12 protein-coding genes are annotated in these 20,454 nt (G+C 38.4%); 11 read left to right on the top strand and 1 reads right to left on the bottom strand.

Annotation, left to right across the window (positions count from 1 at the left end):
• Positions 1-573 precede the first annotated feature (573 nt).
• The 11 genes from ACESSZ_RS11835 (at position 574) to ACESSZ_RS11785 (ending at position 20,034) form a co-directional block, all read left to right on the top strand.
• On the top strand, positions 574-2,121 hold the full coding sequence (locus ACESSZ_RS11835; RefSeq protein WP_008690353.1) for a SpaH/EbpB family LPXTG-anchored major pilin: 1,548 nt from the start codon (positions 574-576) through the stop codon (positions 2,119-2,121).
• 50 nt (positions 2,122-2,171) lie between these two features.
• A complete protein-coding gene (locus ACESSZ_RS11830; RefSeq protein ID WP_008690356.1) occupies positions 2,172-2,936 on the top strand; it encodes a pilin N-terminal domain-containing protein in 765 nt (254 codons plus the stop codon).
• Positions 2,926-11,187 (top strand): leucine-rich repeat protein, encoded by an 8,262-nt coding sequence (locus tag ACESSZ_RS11825; RefSeq protein WP_008690358.1) that lies wholly within the window; start codon positions 2,926-2,928, stop codon positions 11,185-11,187. Before ACESSZ_RS11830 ends, ACESSZ_RS11825 begins: the two co-directional genes overlap by 11 nt.
• 4 nt (positions 11,188-11,191) lie before the next feature.
• Positions 11,192-13,291 carry an MSCRAMM family protein gene (locus ACESSZ_RS11820; protein ID WP_008690359.1) on the top strand — a complete coding sequence of 700 codons (2,100 nt, stop codon included), beginning with the start codon at positions 11,192-11,194 and terminating at the stop codon, positions 13,289-13,291.
• A gap of 193 nt (positions 13,292-13,484) precedes the next feature.
• A complete protein-coding gene (locus ACESSZ_RS11815) occupies positions 13,485-15,428 on the top strand; it encodes a BglG family transcription antiterminator (RefSeq protein ID WP_008690361.1) in 1,944 nt (647 codons plus the stop codon).
• Positions 15,429-15,608: 180 nt separating this feature from the next.
• Positions 15,609-16,574, top strand: a complete 966-nt coding sequence (locus ACESSZ_RS11810) for a type I phosphomannose isomerase catalytic subunit (protein ID WP_008690364.1) — start codon at positions 15,609-15,611, stop codon at positions 16,572-16,574.
• A gap of 4 nt (positions 16,575-16,578) precedes the next feature.
• Positions 16,579-17,025 (top strand): PTS sugar transporter subunit IIA, encoded by a 447-nt coding sequence (locus ACESSZ_RS11805; protein WP_008690365.1) that lies wholly within the window; start codon positions 16,579-16,581, stop codon positions 17,023-17,025.
• 2 nt (positions 17,026-17,027) lie between these two features.
• Complete coding sequence (locus ACESSZ_RS11800; protein ID WP_008690367.1) at positions 17,028-17,336, top strand: PTS fructose transporter subunit IIB; 309 nt, start codon at positions 17,028-17,030, stop codon at positions 17,334-17,336.
• 33 nt (positions 17,337-17,369) lie between these two features.
• The gene (locus ACESSZ_RS11795) at positions 17,370-18,434 is read left to right on the top strand and encodes a PTS fructose transporter subunit IIC (protein ID WP_008690368.1); all 1,065 of its coding nucleotides are present in this window, start codon (positions 17,370-17,372) and stop codon (positions 18,432-18,434) included.
• Between the two features lie 6 nt (positions 18,435-18,440).
• Positions 18,441-19,583, top strand: a complete 1,143-nt coding sequence (locus tag ACESSZ_RS11790; RefSeq protein WP_008690370.1) for a mannitol dehydrogenase family protein — start codon at positions 18,441-18,443, stop codon at positions 19,581-19,583.
• A 55-nt stretch (positions 19,584-19,638) separates the two neighbouring features.
• On the top strand, positions 19,639-20,034 hold the full coding sequence (locus ACESSZ_RS11785; RefSeq protein ID WP_008690372.1) for a hypothetical protein: 396 nt from the start codon (positions 19,639-19,641) through the stop codon (positions 20,032-20,034).
• Between the two features lie 48 nt (positions 20,035-20,082).
• Here ACESSZ_RS11785 and ACESSZ_RS11780 read toward each other — a convergent pair whose 3' ends face one another.
• Positions 20,083-20,403 (bottom strand): hypothetical protein, encoded by a 321-nt coding sequence (locus ACESSZ_RS11780; protein ID WP_008690374.1) that lies wholly within the window; start codon positions 20,401-20,403, stop codon positions 20,083-20,085.
• Between the last annotated feature and the right edge of the window lie 51 nt (positions 20,404-20,454).

Genomic DNA, 20,454 nt, shown 5'->3' with positions numbered 1-20,454 from the left:
TGGTAAGCGTAGCCTGAATCTGAGCCCCTTGGGGCGATTACGTAAAAACCACCAGCTAAGCTGGTGGATATTTATTAAAAAGGAAGAATAAAACTAATATTTGAAATGAATATATCGATAATAAGTGTTTGATAAGGAGTTTCGAAAAAAAATAAAATTAATTTCTATATGATAGGTATGTTATAAACAATTGTCTTTATTCCTTAAGTATCAAATATCATGAAATAAGCATTTTTTTATTTACATATGTTTGCTTTAGATATGGTTATTCACTGCGTTGAATTTTCTAGAAATTCGCCTTATAATTTTAATGAAAAGATACATACAACGAATAAACAAATACAAAATATAACTTTTATGTAAAAACATTTTTCTACATTTTTCTTCGTATAGCACTATAATTCACATAATTTCGCAAGCTGATCATGATACGTATAAACAATATTGTGGCTATAAAAGGACTTATTGGTTCTTTTAAAGATAAAACGATATTCATGATGTTGGTAACAAAGCTATCCTTTGACAATATGCATTTATGCCAGTCAGTGAATATCAGAAAATGGAGAAAACAATATGAAAAAGAAAAGGATGAGGCATTTATTGACAGTTATTGTTTCTGCGGCGATGATACAAGGATTGTTTGCTTATGCTCTGCCATTAATGGCAAAAGAAACATCTTTCCAACAAGAAACAACAATTACGCAAACATCAGGTTCGCTTACCCTTCATGAGCATGATAGCGAGGGAAATCCCTTAGCGGATGCCTCTTACAGCATCTATAAAATCATGCGTTTTGAACAAGAAAGCACTTCGCGTTTTGTTATTGAGGAAGCTTTTCAAGATGTTTTAAAAAATGTTACACCAGATGCTTTAGGTAGTTATTCTACAACACAATTAGAAAAGCTAAGCCAACAACTTACCATAAAGGCGGAACAATTTCCTCCTTTAGCTACTGCTACTAGCGATGGCAGTGGCACGGTAAGTTTTAAAGATTTAAAGCTTGGCTATTATCTAGTGATAGAAACAAAAGCTCCAAACAATTACATATTAGGTAAACCTTTCTTAATTGCCATCCCTTCAACAAATAACTATCAAAATCATGAGGAAGGTAGTGCATGGGTCTATGATGTGGAGGCATACCCGAAAAATGAGATAGTAACCTTTGATAAGACCATTACCGATGCCAGTGATGGCTCAGTTAAGATAGGCGATTATGTACCATATCAAATAAGGACCAGTATGCCTGATTATGACGCTAGTTTCTTTGGCAATCCCACACCGGCGACCTTCATAATCATCGATACGATGGAAGATGGTTTGGCCATCCAAAACGATGCCAAGCATCCAATCACGGTAAAGGTGAATGATAAAGAAATAGCAGAAGGCTCAATGACCTATAGGATAAGGGCAGAGAATACGGCAGGGGAAGAAGCCGATTTGCACATTAGCTTCGCCGAAGATTTTATAAAAGAAAACGGAGGGCAACCAATCATTGTCACCTATGAAGCACAGGTAACAGAGAAAGCCAAGCAAGGGCAGGAAGGAAATCAAAATGCCGCAAGCTTGCAATACAACCACAAAGCAGGAGAAATTACAAACAGTGAAAAAGCAATCGTAAAGGTGTATAGCTTTGGAATTCAGGTAGAAAAGTTCACCAATGAAGGAAAGCCACAAGCATTAAAAGGAGCAGACTTCACCTTATTAGCAGCTGATGGTAAAGAAGTGTTGAACAATGCAAGTACAGATGACAAAGGAATTCTGAACTTTCATAATCTGGATGCAGGTACGTATTATCTAAAGGAAACAAAATCACCAACTGGCTATACTTTATTAGCAGAACTGATTAAGGTGGAGATTATCGCTGATGTAGATAGTGCAAAAAAAGCAACTGGTAGCTTTACATTAAAGGTAAACGATAAAGAGATCACCGATACAAGCGGAACCTTTATCACAAAACTGGATAACGATAGGGGAATTGCTAGTATTGCCATAGAGAATCATAAAGGTTTTACTTTACCATCTACTGGAGGAACAGGTATTACGCTTTTTTTGGTAATCGCTAGCGTAGGCATCTTAGTCATCAGCATGGTGATGGTGAGTAAGAGTAGGAAACAGGCATAGTGATAAAATGCAATAAATCAAAATAATAGAAAATGAATGAGGTAAAGCAGATGAAAAAAAGAAAGAGAGCATTACAAAAAGCATGTAGCCTGTTCATCATGTTCATGTTGACACTGACAACGCTAAAGGCAGTCGGAGGAACGATCGACATTCATCTAAAGGATTTTCCAAATGCAGAGAAAGCCGGTGTCACATTCACGCTGTATAAGGTAGGAAGTATGAGCGATGATGGAAAAGCAGCGCTGCATGAGAAATATGATATGCACTTACCGGATACGGCTGAAGAATTACAAAAGGTCGCAAAAGAGCTTACCCAAAAGACAGATAAGGAAACCATAGGAAAGAGAACAACAGATGAGAAAGGATATCTGTCTTTTACCAATATTGAAAATGGTATCTATTTATTGGTGCCATCCGATATGGAATCTTATGGCACGATTGATCCTTTCATTGTGACCTTGCCAATGTATGAGGAAATAGCGAATGTTATTCAAGGTCCAAGCTATTATCTGCAGGTAGAACCCAAAGCATCACCAAATGAAGCAGAAAAACCTAATTTACCAGTAGACCCCGAACATCCAAACAAACCGATAACTCCGGAACATCCTGATATCCCAACACAACCCAATAAACCGGGAACATCCACAAGCACGACAGATAAGAAGGAGGAACCAAAGAAGGAAACGACATCCACACAGACAGGAGATACAACACACAAAGATCTGTATATCTTGTTCATCATGCTTTCCACTCTTGGCATGTTTATCTTATACAACAAGCATAAAAGAGGAAGTGAACTAGACGATGAAAAATAAGAAAAAACAATTTGCGGCAATCTTATTAGCTGCATCCATGCTCTTTATAAATACGAATACATCTCTTTATGCCAAAGAAGAACCAAAGGCAAAACCGGAAGCTGCTCAGGAAACAAAAACCAATAGACAGCCTGCTACCACTATCTATGCCCCTACCCAACAGCCTTTATTAGGAACGGCTCCATTAAAGGAAGAGACGCCAAAGGATACCCCTGTCAAAGAAGAGCCAAAGACAGAACCAAAAGAGAGAGCTCTTTATACAGATGTAAAGGGACAAGTGTATCTAGACGATAATAAGAATGCCAAAGTCGATAAAGAAGAAAAAGGACTATCCGACATCGAAGTGCGCTTATATAAGATTAAAGAAGGCAAGCCAGAAAAAGAAGCTGCCTATCATACCCTGACAAACATCAAGGGAGAGTATGTCCTAGAGGAAGTAGAACTAGGTAACTATAAGATCGAATATAAAAGTGTCGATAGCGAAAAGAACCTAAAAGAATATACGATCATCCAAGAGAAAAAAGATGAGAAAGAACCAGTAAATAAAAAAGCAGAACCAAAACTAGTGGAGAAGAACAAGGAATACCGTATCGAGCAAGAAGATGTAGAACTCAAAGAAGGCAGTAAACTAGAACTAGCTTTATTTAGAGTAGAAGCGTTTGAAGAAGGAAAAGAAAGAAGACAAAAACAAGAAGTAAATAAGGAAGCTTCTAAAGCCGACAACCCGGTGAAGCAGGAAACGCGAAAGCAAAAAGAGACCGCGAATAAGAAAACAGAAACGAATACAACGAAGAAAGCAGAAGTCAAGCAATCAGAGAAACAAGAAGAAAAAACAATTCGTCATAAAATCACTAAAATAGAACCACTAATGACTACAGCGCAGTTAAACAAACTAAACAGTACAAAAGTAGGAGCAGCCAATGCACAGGATAGTGATTTCATAAAAGCTTTGTATGCAGTTTTAGATAGCGAAGACTGGGCATTCAATGCGTATTATGTAGGACAAAATGATAAATATCATGTAGAGAAGACAAATGATTTCTCATTGAAATACCAGATAGAATTTCACAATAATCGTGATATAGAAAAAGGTAGTGTTGAAATACGTATACCGGCTACATTGTCTAACGATAGGGATCACAAAGGAATCCTACCTACCAGCATCGCAATACCACAGGGAACCTTAGATGCTCCGGTAGAAAACAGAATCACACCATTCAATTATTATCTGGATGAAGATACCAATGAGCTTGTGTTCTTTAACTATAAAAAGATCACATCAGGTTCCAATGTGGCATTTCAGGTATTGTATAAGAATCTACAAATCATGGAATTCGTAGATGATAGTACATGGAGCTTAAAACCAACCGCCACTGTGCAATTTAAAGATCAAAAAGAAGAAAAGACAACGCCTCCTTTAACGGGACATATTGATTCACAAGTTAAGCTTTCCAAGGTCACAAAGACGCCGTATACCTTAGGGGCTAAAAGCTATTACCCAGGTATTTATACCGAGAAACAACTGGCTAGCATCGTAACGAGCCTGCCACAAGAGTACAAAGGTGATAACTTTACCAAGTATAAATATGTAGCTTGGCAAGTGCAGGTCACAGGAAGTGCAACTCAGCCATGGGAATTATACCTAAAAGATATATCAAATCTTGAGGGCAAAGTAGTTGGCTTCAATCGAAGCTACAACAAGATAAATTATCGTGGAGATAGTGCTTATTATAAAATTTCCGATATGAACAAAGATAAGCTAATACACTATGATAATCAATATGGGTATATCCTAGTAGTCGTTGCTTATCCTGCTGATAAGATCCAACCGAATACCTTGATTGAAAATACAGTTGAAGTCGTATTACATCCATATGATAGAGTAGATGAGGATCTAAAGCTAACAAGTAAAGCAAATTGGGTATATCGTGATTATGCATGGAACTACAAAGGCGATATCATCGGTGTCGATAAGAGTGGTGGAGGTACCTATAAAAGCTTTTTGGAAGCCTATAAAGCCGCAAGAAAACAAAATACCGATATTGGTGACATTCCATTTCACGTAAACAGTTCAACACGTGGCTATAAGCTCACCCATCATGCATCCAATGAAGATGGTAAATTAGGTGAACGTATCGAAGGAGCCAGCTATAAGATGACGACCGTCGATGATTTTCTCTATGCCTATCCAAATACCGGTTCAACAGACAGTTACAAGATCTTAGATGGAGATGATTACTACTATAGTCAGGTAAGCATCAAGCAAAACGATACCGGATATGATCCTTGGGAAGACAGCGAGGCAAAACCGGAAGAATCAAAGGATACCATCGTTTATGCAATGTTCAAAGGCAGCACAGTATGGGAAGAAGTCAAGGTTATCCCATGGAATGCTAGCGGAACGATGTCTTATACCTTTACAGAAGAACAGATCAATAGAAAACCATGGAGGGTAAAGGTAGAACATGAATCTGTTAATTACCTTTCCACATGTTCAATCGACCTAAAAGTACGTATCCAGCATGATTCGCCGGCCTTTCAAGAGCTGGTAAAAGATGAGGATAATGAGCAGATGCTCACCTTAGAAAATATTGCCGGTGTCATGGGACAAAGCTTACAAGATGGCAAGGAGGAAGGCTATTTTCACGATGCTACGATAGGTTTTAACTATGCCGAACCAGAATTAAAGGAATTGAGCGAAGCATTGTATGGTACTTTACCGATGCGTGATAATGCATTTGCTTATCTGACCTCGGTACAGAAAAATGCAGCATCTTATAAATATGGAACGAGCTGGAATGATGCAGGTACCGGAAGGGTACATCTGAAATACGATATCATGGCATATGATGGCTATGAACTATATGGTTCAGAAGCTATTGATTATCTAAAGGCAAATCTGGTCCGCTCACCGGGAAGAAAAGATGTCGTCTTTTATGATCTGTTGCCATATGGCGTAAAGTATGATCCTAGCGTAGAGATCATTGCAGGACGTGTAAAGACAACAAATGCTATGACATGGATGTATGAAAAGAGCTGGGATACCAGTCAGGTCAAGGTCAGTGTCGATTCTAAGGAAGATATCATAACGAATTATCGTGGAACGGGAAGAATGATGGTCAAGTTCCATATCCATTATGATGGTGCAGATCCATCAGGCTTTTATGATTCCATGTGGGCAGAAAGCTGGGGCATCAGCTTTGGTGCGTACTATGAATGGAAGGATATCGACATCAGCAATGCGGCAACGAATATTTCTGCGTTCATGCCAGAAAAAGAGGATAATGAGCCATTGTTAGGAACAGATGATCAGGTCATGTTGGATAATGGAAGCGATTATCCTGATACCTTATCAAAAGATGAATACAAGGTTTTGGGAGAGGATATTGATGGGGATGGTATAACGGATGAAAGAACGGTATTGTATGCCAACACCAGCGTCAATGATGATATGGCAATAGCCAATAGTGATACTATCGAGAAACTGGTAAAAGCAGATAATGACCGCTTCGGGGTCTTCTCAGAAAGTGCCATCGTAGCACCAAAAGAAGGCTATACCTATGAAATAACGGTAAGGAATGCACAGGATACCTTAAAGAATATCGTCGTATATGACCTGTTGGAGGATGCCCCAAAGCATCGCTCACAACAGGAGAAGGATAAGCACTTTGAAGATAACTGGTGGTATGGAACCTTTGATGGCATCATCACGACAGGCTTAGAGAAAGCAGGGATAAAGCCTGTGATCTATTACAATGCAGATAGAGATGCAAGAATATCAACAGAGGAAGAGCTTCCAAATTCTATATTGACGAAAGAGAATGGCTGGTATACAGAAGAAGAGTGGTTGAAAGATCATAAATTTGCGGATGTCAAGGCAGTCGCAGTAGACCTAAGCAAGAAGATGAATGGTGATGATTTTGAAATCGTAGATATGGGCTCTGTGAGCTTTCGGATACATATGATCTCACCAAATGAGGATGAATCCAAGGTAGATGCCGACCACAGCAATACAGCCAATAAGAATGACACGGCTGTCTATGCTTATAACAATTCTGCCTATTATTCAGAAAAAGTAGGAACCAGTACAAAGCATACGGTCATCGGGAATTCTGTACAGGTATCACAACATGAATTAGAAAAAGTAGAGATCGTAAAAGCATTTGGTGGCGATGTACCAAAAGAAAAACAAAATAGTGAGTTCCGCTTTATCGCAAGCTATAATGGTTCTACCTATGCCACACAAGAATATCAATTATTTAAGAAGATAGATGGAACTTGGGAACGCCAAGGAACCAATCGTGTCTATGCGACGGAAGCAGATGGCAGCTTTTATCTGCATGCGGATGAAAAAGCGGTATTCGATGTCAAGGATAAGAATCTGTTGACGGTAGAGGAAGAAGAAAATCCATTCTGGAAAGTAGAAATAGAAACTAAGGAACAGGATGAGATCCAGATAAGGACATATAAGAATACGTATCGTCCGGTATTATATGCGCAAAAGAAGCTGGAAAACGATCCTAAGGATAAGGAAGCAGAAGTCAAGAAAGAAAGCTTCATCTTCCAAGCATTTGCAGATGGAGAACCAATGGCAAATGCTGAATACTGGCTCGTGGATAGCGTGCGTACGGATGGCGGTATCCCTAAGAAATTGAATCAGAATGTCTTGAAGACGGATAAAGATGGTAAATTTACGATCAAGGCAGGAGAGATCGTAGCTTTGTTCCCGGGTGTTGCAGGAACAGCATATGAGATCAAAGAAACACAAAAAGGCGATGATTGGTTTACGGATGCAGGAAAAGATAGCGTAACAGGAACGATGGTAAATGATGGCAATTCTGTAAGCATCACAAACTATTACAAATGGAAAGATCTATATCTGAAGAAAGAACTTACCCATCAGAAAGCTGAAGACTGTACCCAAGCATTTACTTTCCAGGTATTCACAAAGGATACACCATTTGCAAATGCAGAATGGGTCATCCTGAAGGAAGATGGAACAGAAAGTGATGTGCATGGCACAACGGATGATGAAGGTAAATTCAGCATTGCATTAGCAGGTAAGACCGTAAAGATCAAAGGCTTTGAGGCAGGCACATCCTTCAAGATCGTAGAGATCGATAATACAAGTGATAACTATGAAGCGATCCAAGGGACGGTAGAAGGAACGATGCCGCTGTATGCCTTAAAGAGCGATGCAACGATCATCAATGACTATATCCTAAGACCGATCCGTGTTACTAAGATGGTCAGCTATGATGCGACTGATATGACAGAAGAAAAATTGAATGCGATCAACGATAAAGAATTTACCATGACCATCAAGGTAAACGGTGCAATATATGCGAATAAGGAGTTCACGATACAACGTAGCGGAGAACCAGATACTACCACTACAACAACGGATATCGGTACCTTTACCATCAAGAATGGACAAACGATCATCTTCCATGATGTGGGACCAGCAGGTACCAACTATGAGATAATAGAAACACCAGATGTCAATTATCCACAGATCTTCCCGGCAAATGGGGAATCATCGACAGGTACGATCGATAAAGAAGGTTCCAAGGTAACCTTTGTGAATGGAACAGAAAACACATTGCTGATCGGAAAAGAATATGTCGTAGGTGATGGGGATGTCAATAAAATAGGAGAGCAGTATCTTGAAACGATCAAGAATGATCCTACCATTCGAGGAAAAGAAAAAGTAACCTTGAAACTAGAAGTACAAGATGCAAATGGTGATTGGAAGATCTGGCCTTCTGAAACCCAAAATGTGCAAGTAACCGATGCACTAACCAACACGATAGAAACGATCACTTGGAATGCCAATAGTACCTTGACGTTAGAACCATGGAAACAGGTCGTCATTCCTACATTAACAGCTGGTGACAGCTATCGTTTGAGCGAAAGTACAAATGACCAATACAAGCTGTATAAAGATGGAGCAAGCTTTATCGAGATTACCCAAAAAGAACCGCTAAACGATGGTGCAATACAAGATACGATCGAGAACAAGCCATTAGCGATCATCAAGAATCAGATCATAGGTAAACAACAGAAGTCCATCATCCAAAAGAAGATGAGGCTAGGCTCTGAGGAAATACCTACAGGTTCGCAATTGGTCTTCCGTGTAGAAAGCTATGATGGAAAGGTATGGAATCCGGCAAATGAAATTTCTTATATCGTAGGGGATGATAATGATTGGATAAACAATCGCATTCAGAAAACAAAAGCTGATGGAAAGATAACGGTAGAGAAAACAGCAAAGGGTTATCCAATTATTTATTTCACAGAGCATGATGTTAAGATCAATCCAAGCAATCCAATGAAAGATAGCTATCGTATCGTAGAAATCTTAGAAGAAAGTGAAGATACATGGGGCATCCTATCCGGATATCTGCAGCTAGCTGATAGCTATAATGGCAGCTTGGCTATCGAAGATGCGAATACTTTCGTCAATAGCAATCGTACGACACCAATTGAAATAGCGAAAGCACTTAATGTAGACAGTGAACAGGAATTCACCTTCGAGCTAAGACAGGTCACACGTTCCAAACAAGAAGTGATCACAAGCTTAGAGGATATCCTAGAAAGCAGAGAAGGAACCAATATCAGCTATGTAATCTATGATGTAACCACAAATAAACAAATAGCAACAGGAAATACAGGAACGACAGGTGAGATCAAGATCAAAGGCAATCAATACGCAGGATTAGATCTACCAGATGATACTGCATGGACGGTAAGTGAGAAACAAGATACACCATATATCTTAACCGACCTATCAGGAACAAACGATAAGACATTGCAGTTAACGAAGAACATGATGTTGATACAGGCAAAAGCACCGATCATACTGGCAGACCTATCTGTAGAAACAAATGAAGAATACTTCATAGAAGACAGTAAGGTAGATAAATCCAAATTCACTGTAAATGCACTCTATTCAGATGGAAGGGTAGTATCATTATCTGATGATGATTATGAGATAAATATAGATACAGTACCTAAGAATGTGAGAACATTTGATTTAACATTCACCTATACCGATGATCAAACAGGAGAATCTATTAAGAAAGTAAAATCTTTAAAAACAATAGGAACGATAACATTAACAAAAGAAATGGTAACTACTGGTGTAATAGATGCCAATACAGGAGAACCTGTAGTATTAAATACTGGCGATGTAGAAATACCAGAAGTTATAATGTATGAAGGCAATCCGCGTGTTATAACATCAATAGGTGAACTTGCATTTTATGGCAATGAAAATATTACAAGTATAAAAATGCCGGATACGATAATAAGCATAGAAAGAGCTGCATTCGAAAAGTGTAGTAAAATTACGGGAGAATTGAGAATACCAAACTCAGTAACAAGCATTGGAAAATCTGCATTCCAAGAATGTAAAGGATTCACAGGATCATTAATAATTCCAGACACAGTAACAAGCATAGGAGAATATGCATTCTATGGTTGCAAAGGCTTTACAGGAAATTTAATAATCCCAGACTCAGTAACAAGCATAGAAAATGGTGCATTCTCTAATTGTAGTGGATTTAACGGAACATTAACAATATCAAAATCAATAACTAGCATAAAAAGTTATGTATTCTCTAATTGTAGCAATTTATCAAGTTCATTAATAATTCCAGACAAAGTAACAAGTATAGAGAATTATGCATTCTATGATTGTAATGGTTTAACTGGTAAATTAATTATTCCCAAATCCGTAACAAGCATAGGAGATGATGCATTCTCTTATTGTAGTGGCTTCACTGGAGATTTAGTAATACCAGATTCTGTAACAAGCATAGGAGAATATGCATTCAGCAATTGTAATGGCTTCACAGGCTCATTGACAATTGGAAATTCCATAACAAGCATAGAAGATTCTACATTCTATGGATGTAATGGCTTCAAAGGAGATTTAATAATCCCAGACTCCGTGACAAGCATAGAAGAATATGCATTCTATGGTTGTAACGGATTCAAAGGCTCATTAATAATCCCAGATACCGTAACAAGCATAGGGTATTTATCATTCTATGGATGTAATGGTTTCACTGGCTCATTAATTATTCCAAAATCCGTAACAAGTATAGGAAGTGCTGCATTCCAAGGTTGCACTAATCTTGAAAAAATCATTTTTACAGGTAATACAGATCCAAGTACTATGCGTAATTACCCTTGGGACTTTGATCCAGGTAAAATCGAATGGCAACCATCACAGGAAGGGGCATGATATTATGAAATATATAAAACGAATCAGCGTACTATTGCTTGCTGCTTTCTTTATGGTCGCAGGTACGCAAGCTATACAGGCAGAGGAAACAACGAGAATGACCTTTACCAATGAAGAGAATAAGACTCCTGACCTCTTTATCACCAAGCATGTAGAAAGTGCTGATGATCGTTATGAGGTACCAAAGGATGTGGCTTTCAAATTCGTATTAAAGTTAAATGGAAAGCTTGCCAATAAGGAACAATACCGTGTGTTCAATGAAAACGGAGATGAGGTATACAATCATCAGGATGGTACGATATCTTCGGAAACAACCAATAAGATACCTGTCATGACCGATCGTAATGGAAACTTTACCTTATATGGTGGATATACTGCAAAATTTGAGTATGTTGGCAATGGGGTATCCTATGAGATCTTGGAGCTGCCGCAAGAAAATTTTCAACAGGTTTCTCCGGCAGCGGGGACCTCTGCCATCGGTACGATCAAACCAGATGGTGCCAGAGTTGAATTTGTGAATCTATATATGCCATATGTTGAGCAGAAGACAACGGATCTGATCGTAACAAAGCATATCTCCTTTCCACAAGGTTATGTATATGATGGAGAAGATAGCTTTCACTTTACCTTGAAGCTGGAAGGGAAAGCATATGCGGATGAGGCATATACGATCAAGAATAGCGATACTGGCGAAGAAGTAAAAGAAGCAAGGACCGATGAAAACGGCAGGTTTACCTTAAAAGGCGGACAGAATGCTGTCTTTAAGGAAGTCAAGGCAGATGTGGACTATGAGGTCGTTGAGGAAAACGCAGAAGGTTGGCGAGTATTGGGGGATGTAAAACAAAGCGGAGCGACACAGGCACCGGTAACAGCAGTGCAATATACCAATGCGATTGCTTCCTTTGGGGTCAATAAGACATTGAGCGATAAGAACACATCGGATGAAACATTTACGTTCTTATTGATGGATCATATGAAGAAGGCATGGAGCAATGCAAAGTATGTACTGTATGATAGTGTGAGTGGAAAACGTGTAGATGATGCAACCTATACAACAGATGAGAATGGACATTTCACCTTGAAAGCGAATCAGAGTGCTATGTTCTTAGATATAGAACCAGGAACGATATACAATGTACAGGAAATAGTAAAACCAGGCTATATCCAAAAGACACCGGTAAGCAATGAAGGCTATGAGAACAAGGTCGTAGGCGATAATGTGCAAATACTGCCATTTGTGAATGAAGAGATGAAAGAAGAAGGAACGTTATCCGTTACGAAGCTGATTGAGAATACAACAGGTGAGATACCGATGGATGATATCAAGTTCACCTTTGTGTTGAGCAGAAAGAATGGGGACGTTTATGAAGCTGTCAAGAATGCGAACTATGTCATTCCAACAGGTGATGCAGAGAGTACATATAAGACAAATGAAGCGGGTGAATTTCAGGTAAAAGGAAATCAGACCGCGCTATTCAGGGAGCTGAAACAAAAAGAAACTTATAAGGTAGAAGAGAAACAGACGAATGTGGAATATAAGATTCTTACCAATGCACAAGAAGAAAAGCTTGATAAGAAGATACAATTCTCATTTACTAACGCCTATACACCAAAAGAAATTGCGGTTTATCTAAAGAAAATGAATCGTGATAAGGAAGCCTTAGAAGGAGCAGAGTTTACTTTGTATAGCGATGCAGAGATGAAAAATGCGATCGCAAGCTATACAAGCGGAAAAGCAGAAGGCTTGTTGATTAAAAAGCTGCGAGCAGGTACCTATTATCTGAAAGAAACGAAGTCACCAAAAGGCTATAAGTTGCTGGAAGAAAGCATCAAGATCGAGATCACAAGAGAAGAAGGAACAGGAAAGCTGTTTGTGAAGGTCAATGGGAAAGCAGCAGAGCAGAGTGAAGATGAGCAGATATATGTCATCACGAAGGAAGTAGGCGAAAGTGATGAAGTGCATATGGTCGTGTACAATGATAAGAACTTCTGGATACCAATCACAGGAGGAACAGGGATTGCAGTATTCATTGGAATTGCAATCATTGGCTGTGCAGGAGTATTGTTCGTGCTTAAGAAAAGGATGAGGAAAACGCATATCTAACATTTTATTTCATGTAAGTTAAAGGAACTTGGAGTTTCATTGGTGTGATAAAGATCATTCCAAAGTAATGAGATTCCAAGTTTTTTCATACACCTAAGAATATGCATATTAACAGACTAAAAAATACGTTATAATTGTATTTAATCTTAATAATGCTTATTTTATACAATAAATTGGAAAAGATGGTGAAAAAATGGCAGCAAATGAAAATCTTAAAAATTTTTATATTCTATTATTAGATTTAAAAGAACCGAAACAGATTGCATATTTTACCCAACATTTGAAGGTATCCACAAAGACGATATACAATTATTTAAAGGAGCTGGAATATGAGCTTCGTCCATTTGATCTTCATGTCGAAAAGCGAAGAGGTGAGGGGTATTTGCTAGTTGGTGCTGAGGATGAGCGAGATGTGTTTCGGCGTTATCTTGAAGAAACATATTTAACACAGGACTTCACTGACTTTCGCAGAAAAGAGTTATTAGAAAATCTTTTGATGAAAGATGAAACGGTATCTGTTCGCAAGCTGGTAGAGAAATATGATGTTGCGAAAAGCAGTATCGTCAATGATTTAGAATATGTAGATAAGGTATTGCAAAAGAATGAATTATTCTTAGTAAGAGATAAGAGTGGTACATATGTGAGCGGAAAGGAACAGCACATTCGCAGTGCAAAGCGTAACTATGTTTTTGAAAAGTTTAAAGAGAAGTTGTCTGCTAAGGAAAGCTATGATTTAAAAACATGCAAAGCAATTTTGGCAAATTATGTAGCGAAAAGATATATGGAAATTGCGGAAGAAATGATTACCTTTGTAAATGATAAACTTTCTTGTGAACTAATGGATGATATGTATTATTATCAGATTTTTATACAGTTTGCTATCTTTCTTGATCGTGTGGAAAAGGAACATCTTTTAATACAAACAACTTATCGTCCTGTTGTATCGGAACTACATCGGTTAAAAACTTATCCCGTGACATTAGAATTGGCACAATGGCTGAAGAATACCTATGGGATTGCTTTAAAAGATCAAGATGTACGTTGGCTGAATGCTCGGGTATCCGGTGTTTATCATGAAAATGATATACATAGTGTGAGTCGTAAGGCGGAAGAGATTAGAAGTCAGTTAAGTGAATTCATAGAAACGATTTCGGCGGTAGTAGGAGAAAATCTGAATGATGATGAGGAATTATTTAAAGGTTTACAGCAGCATGTTGTTCCTATGATGACACGCATTACGAATAAGATTAAGATTACCAATCCTTTTTTACCGCAAATAAAAGCACAATATCCGGCACTATTTAGTGTATTGGTCTTAGCTGCTTCCACCTTTGAGAATTCTTTGAATATTCATCTTTCAGATGATGAAATTAGTTTTCTATTAATCCATGTACAGGCTGCTATCGAACGCTATAATCTTTCTAAGAAAATTGCCATTGTAATTCATTCAAGCGGTGCGAATGCGGATTTAGTAGAACATCGAGTGAAACGCAATCTGCCACGTTTTGATGTTGTCGAAACCTTTAATTTAGATGATTTAAAACTATCCTATCTTGATGATTTTGATTTTATCATATCCACAGTAGAGATTGCTTATGATAAAAAACCTGTTATTTTGATTTCGCCACTGGTGGACGAATATGATGTTCATAAAATTAATCAGATATGTGCCGATACAAGCAAGCACAAAGAAAGTGTTAAAAATCTATTGTTAGAAACGTTGGATAAAGAAACCCTACTTTTAAAACAAGATTATGAGGATAAAGACACGGTCTTGGAAAAAATTCATACGATTTTTATGCGCAATGGTTATGTCAGTGAAGGTTTTTTGGCATCTATGAAAGAAAGAGAACGCATGGCACCTACGGAAATGGGAAATGGTTTAGCAATACCGCATGGGATTTCAAAGTATGTGAAAAAGGAAAAGATCCTCGTAATGACATTGAAAAAACCAATTGTATGGGATAAAGAGAAAGTAGACATCATTATTTGTCTGGCCTTTAATTTTGCGGATAAAGAACGTTCCAGAAAGTTGATTAGCAATATTTATCAGTTCATCAAATCCAAAGATACGATTCACCGCGTACGTGAATGTACAACAGAAAAGGCATTTTATGAAATTGTCAGAAGTCTTTAAATGGTCTTGCTACACCTTGTATTATCATTTAAGCTAACCGTTTGTTTTTTGTGTTTGTTAAATATAAGAAGCAGACGGTTTTTTATGTGTCCTAAGACTTACAAAAAACTATGAAGAGGATTGGCATATCGTAAAAAAGTTTCTCATGACATAATGTAGCTGTCAAAGGAGAGTGATGATATGAAGGATGAGGTGTTATTTCTAAAATCGCCATTGAAAGAAAAAATCTATGGAGGAAATCGCATCCAGAAAAAATTTGGCTTTTTAGAGGAGATGAATAAGAAAATTGGTGAATACTGGGCAATCAGTGCTCATGATAACGGTGTCAGTATCATTACCAATACGGCTTGCGAGGGGCAAAGCCTAAAAGAGGTTTATGAAAAGCATCGTGAATTATTTCATCACGATAAACGCGAACGGTTTCCTTTATTGGTAAAGATCAATGAGATTACCAGTCCGGTATCCGTACAGGTACATCCGGATGATGCATATGCGAAGGTACATGAGCATGACTTAGGGAAAGCTGAGTTTTGTTTATTTCTGGATGTGGATGATGGAACAAAATTAGTACGCGGACATCGTGCCAAAAGTCGTGGAGAGTTTCAAAAAATGGCACTGGAAAAGCGATGGGATGAGCTGCTCATACGTAAAGAGGTAAAAACAGGTGATTTTGTATATACACCGGCAGGTGTCGTACATGGCGTAGAAGGAAAGATGCTGATGGCAGAGGTCCAGCAAAGCAGTGATGTGACATATCGCATTTATGATTATGATAATGTAGATGTCAATGGAAAACCACGTGAATTGCATTTGGAAAAAGCCTTAGATGTTGTGACAATCCCACACGAAGAACCGATGGTAAAACCGCAAATTACAGAGCATGGACAAAATGAAATCCAACAGTATATCGACAATGCTTTCTTCCGCATTACGAAGTATGGCATACATGAAGCAGAGTGTATAGAAAATGAAACGTATTCCTTATGCTTGGTACTAGATGGCAAAGGCACATTAATTACAGGAGAAGCTACTTATGGTATCGGTGCAGGCATGAGCTTCATTATGACTTCGAATGCAAAACAGTATACGATCGATGGAAATCTTTCCTTATTGGTTAGTGAGCCAGGCATGGTGAAGGGGGAATAACGACATGTTTGATCAGCAGTTAACGTTTGTCAAGAAACAGTTTCAAACCAAAATGGAAGCAATTGATTTCTTGATTCAAAAAGCGATAGAAAGTAAGAAAGTGATAGGAGGTGAAGCATATAAACAATCGGTTTGCCAACGGGAAGAGGAATTCTCTACCGCAGTTGGTTATGATATCGCGATTCCGCATGGCTCCAGTCAAGATGTACAAGAATCCTTTGTCGCAGTCGCTACCTTAGAAGCTCCGCTGCATTGGGGTGATGAGCTGGTGAAGATGATCTTTCTGATTGGGGTTCCAGAGAATAAGCGAACAAAAGAGCATTTGCAAATATTAGCTTGGTTAAGCAGAAATCTAATGCATCAGGAGTTTCGTGAAGATATTCTGCATGCAGAAAATGAACAACAGTTATTCAACTGTTTGAAAAAACTGGAAACAGAGAAAGGAGATTAGCTATGAAGATTGTTGGCATTACCGCATGTCCAACAGGCATTGCGCATACATATATGGCGCAAGAGGCATTAGAAGAAGCAGGTCGTAAAAGGGGACATGAAATTAAATTAGAAACGCAAGGTGCGATGGGTGCTGAAAATGAAATCACTGAAGATGAAGTGGAAACGGCGGATGTTGTATTAATCGCGGTTGGTTGTGCTGTAGAAGGCATGGAACGTTTTGAAGACAAAATTGTTGTTGAGATTGATGTGGCGGATGCGATTAAAAATCCGCAGGCCGCAATCATGAAGTTAGAAGAAGCAGTAAAGTAAGCAACATAATAAAGAAAAGAGGAGAGTGAAACTATGAGTGTTGATTTTAAGAAAATTAAGAATTATCTGATGACAGGTATGTCTTACATGATTCCGATGACGGTTATCGGTGGTATCTTCTATGCCGGTTCTATTGCCTTTGGTGGTACAGCCGTGGCAGGTGAAGGTATGGTAATCAAAAACGAATTTCTATTGCATGTACAGGAAATCGGTGCAGCTGGTTTGTTTATGATGATTCCTGTATTAGCTGGTTATATCGCTTATGCCATTGCGGGGAAACCAGGTTTAGCACCAGGGCTGGTTGCCGGATATATTGCGAATACAGAAATTACAATTGGTGGTAATGCAGTAAAAACTGGTTTTTTAGGAGCATTGGTGTTAGGTTTTATGACTGGATATATCGTACGTTATATGAAGAAAATTCATTATCCGGACTTAATTAAAACGGTTGTACCAATTCTGATTATTCCGGTTGTGACATCTTTTATCGTATGTATCTTCTATATGTATATCTTAGCGAATCCAATCGGTATGGCAATGGGCGGTATCGAAAGCTTCTTAACTAGCTTATCCAGTGGCAGTAAAGTAGTGCTTGGCATCATCATGGGTATGATGGTTACAGTTGATATGGGCGGACCGGTAAATAAGACCGCTTGCTTGTTCTCCATCGGTATGATGGCAGAAGGTCATTATGAATTCTTTGGTATCTGTGCGGTTCCAATTTGTACTGCCCCATTAGGTATGGGTCTGGCAACTTTATTATCAAAGAATAAATATACACAGGAAGAACGTGATGCAGGTAAGGCTTCCTTGTTCATGGGATTGATTGGTATTTCTGAAGGGGCAATTCCATTGGCAGTTGCAGATCCGGCAAAAGTTATTCCATCCATTATGGCCGGTGGTGCTGTTGGCGGTGCTATTGCGGCAGTTACCGGTGTTAAGGATTATGCGCCACATGGCGGACCTATTGTATTACCGATCATTGATGAAAAAGTTTGGTTTGTCATTGCTATTATCGTCGGTACGATCGTGACAGCCTTACTGGCAAATGTATTAAAAAAGCCAATTGTTGAAAAAGCAGATAAGGAAGCTGCTTAGAACGATATGAAACACGCATTGATTATTGGTGCAGGAAGATTAGGCAAGGGTTTTATTGGGGAAACTCTTGCGAATGCAGAAGGATGGAAAACGACATTTATAGATATTGACGAAAACGTCATTGAGGCAATGAAAAATAAGGGGTATTACGATGTGTGTGTACATCGCGAAACACGCATTGAAGAGCATCGCGTTCGCGGTTATGATGCTTATACATGGAAACAAAGTGGGGCAATGGAAAGTGTAATCGATGCCGATGTCATTTACTTTGTCATTTACCCAGAACAAATACCGCAGGCTGTATGCACTGTCTGTGAAGGGCTGTATCGTAGAAAACAGCAACAGCCTGATAAGAAGCTTTGTATGATCTTTATCACAAATAAAAATCATTTAATGAAAGATATTGAGCAGATGTTTTATGAACATTTGCCAGAAGAAACACATGCCTGGTTTCAGGAACAGGTTGTCTTACGCGATTCTATCGTGCGAAGAAGTACAGATGCCCAAAGCAATGCGGCCTTAAATATTCGTACGACAGCGGTATTATCCTTACTGATCCAGCAACCCTTAAATGTTGATCTATCAGCGATTGAGTGGATGGAAACATGTGATCAATTAGAGCTATTAAAAGATGTAAAGGTGTTTGTGGTAAATGGTCCACATGCTGCCAGTGCTTTTCTGGGATATTATAAAGGCTATGAAACTATTAATGAAATTAGTAGTGATGAAGAAGGGGCAGCCTTTATTAAGGAAGTAGAAAAAGAGATAACAGAAGGTGTCTTACAGCATTATCCACTAACGAAAAAGCAGTTGTATAATTTAAGTCATTTCCCTGCGGCGAAAGGTGAAATGGTAGATTATATTTATCGTGTGGCGTATGATCCAATTCGCAAATTGACCAAAGGTGATCGTTTAGCCGGCAGTGCTGCTATGTGTTATGCGCATGGATTGCCTTATGACGCGATAGCCAAAGCGATGGCATATGGTTTTCTCTACGATGAGCCTAGAGATAAACAAGCAGTGGCATTACAAAAAAGCATTCATGAGGAAGGTATCTTACAGACGATTGTAAAACTTACTGGTTTTGCTAAAGAACATGAAGTTACCAAACGCATCTTATATTACTATGAACAATTGAAAAAAGCATAGATGAAGTGGCTCTTGTTATTCAAGAGTCATTTCACTGTTAGAAAGGAGCGTAATTATGCGGGTAGTGAAAATTGTAGCAATGGATGTAAATCGTTATTTTGAAAACCTGAAAAAAGGGCTTTATGATGAGGTGAAGAAACATCAAAAGAATCTACGTTATGAGGATATTCAAGAAGGTTTCTGTTTTGAGGATTCCTATGGCACCTTATGTTGTCTGCGTAGATGTGATAATCAAAGTATTTTTCAAATGGAGAAGCAATATCCTGGTATGATACAAATACTCGTTCATAAAATTGAACCTTTCGATGAAAAGTATCGTGTTCTTTATGAAGAAAAAATCACCCATACAACTATTCGTAATAAGCTGGTTTATGCATGGCGAGCCAGAACATCACAGGCACGTTTTACCATGATGGAGGCATTAACAACCTTTATCGATAAAGCACAATAAAACACGCAGAACTTGCGTGTTAAATAAAATGTTAATGTTTCACAAGGCTTATACATGATTTGTATGCATAAAATCAGCAAATGCTTTTTGTAGATTATGAAGGTTGAGGTAATCATAGAACTGTTCATGGGATAAATCTTTATGGTATTCATCTACGATATTGCTTACATAGTTGGCAAAGATATAAGGAATGCCACTTTGTGTTCTTATATAATGAATATGCCAGCTATCTTCGTTTGCTGTTACACTTACCGATGCTGTATCAACACCCATATCACCCCATATATCATCTGTGAAGATATCGGTGTAAAAGGGTATGTTATTTTGTTTTAAGGTTTCATGAAATGAAGCTAAATCTTGTACTGTCATGTTGTGTTCCTTCTTTTCTTGCTCATTATAATCGTACAATTAAAAAAGTAC

Source organism: Eubacterium sp. 3_1_31 (assembly GCF_964249515.1).
Classification (GTDB): domain Bacteria; phylum Bacillota_I; class Bacilli_A; order Erysipelotrichales; family Erysipelotrichaceae; genus Longicatena; species Longicatena caecimuris.
This window is presented reverse-complemented; position numbering and strand designations above follow the sequence as displayed.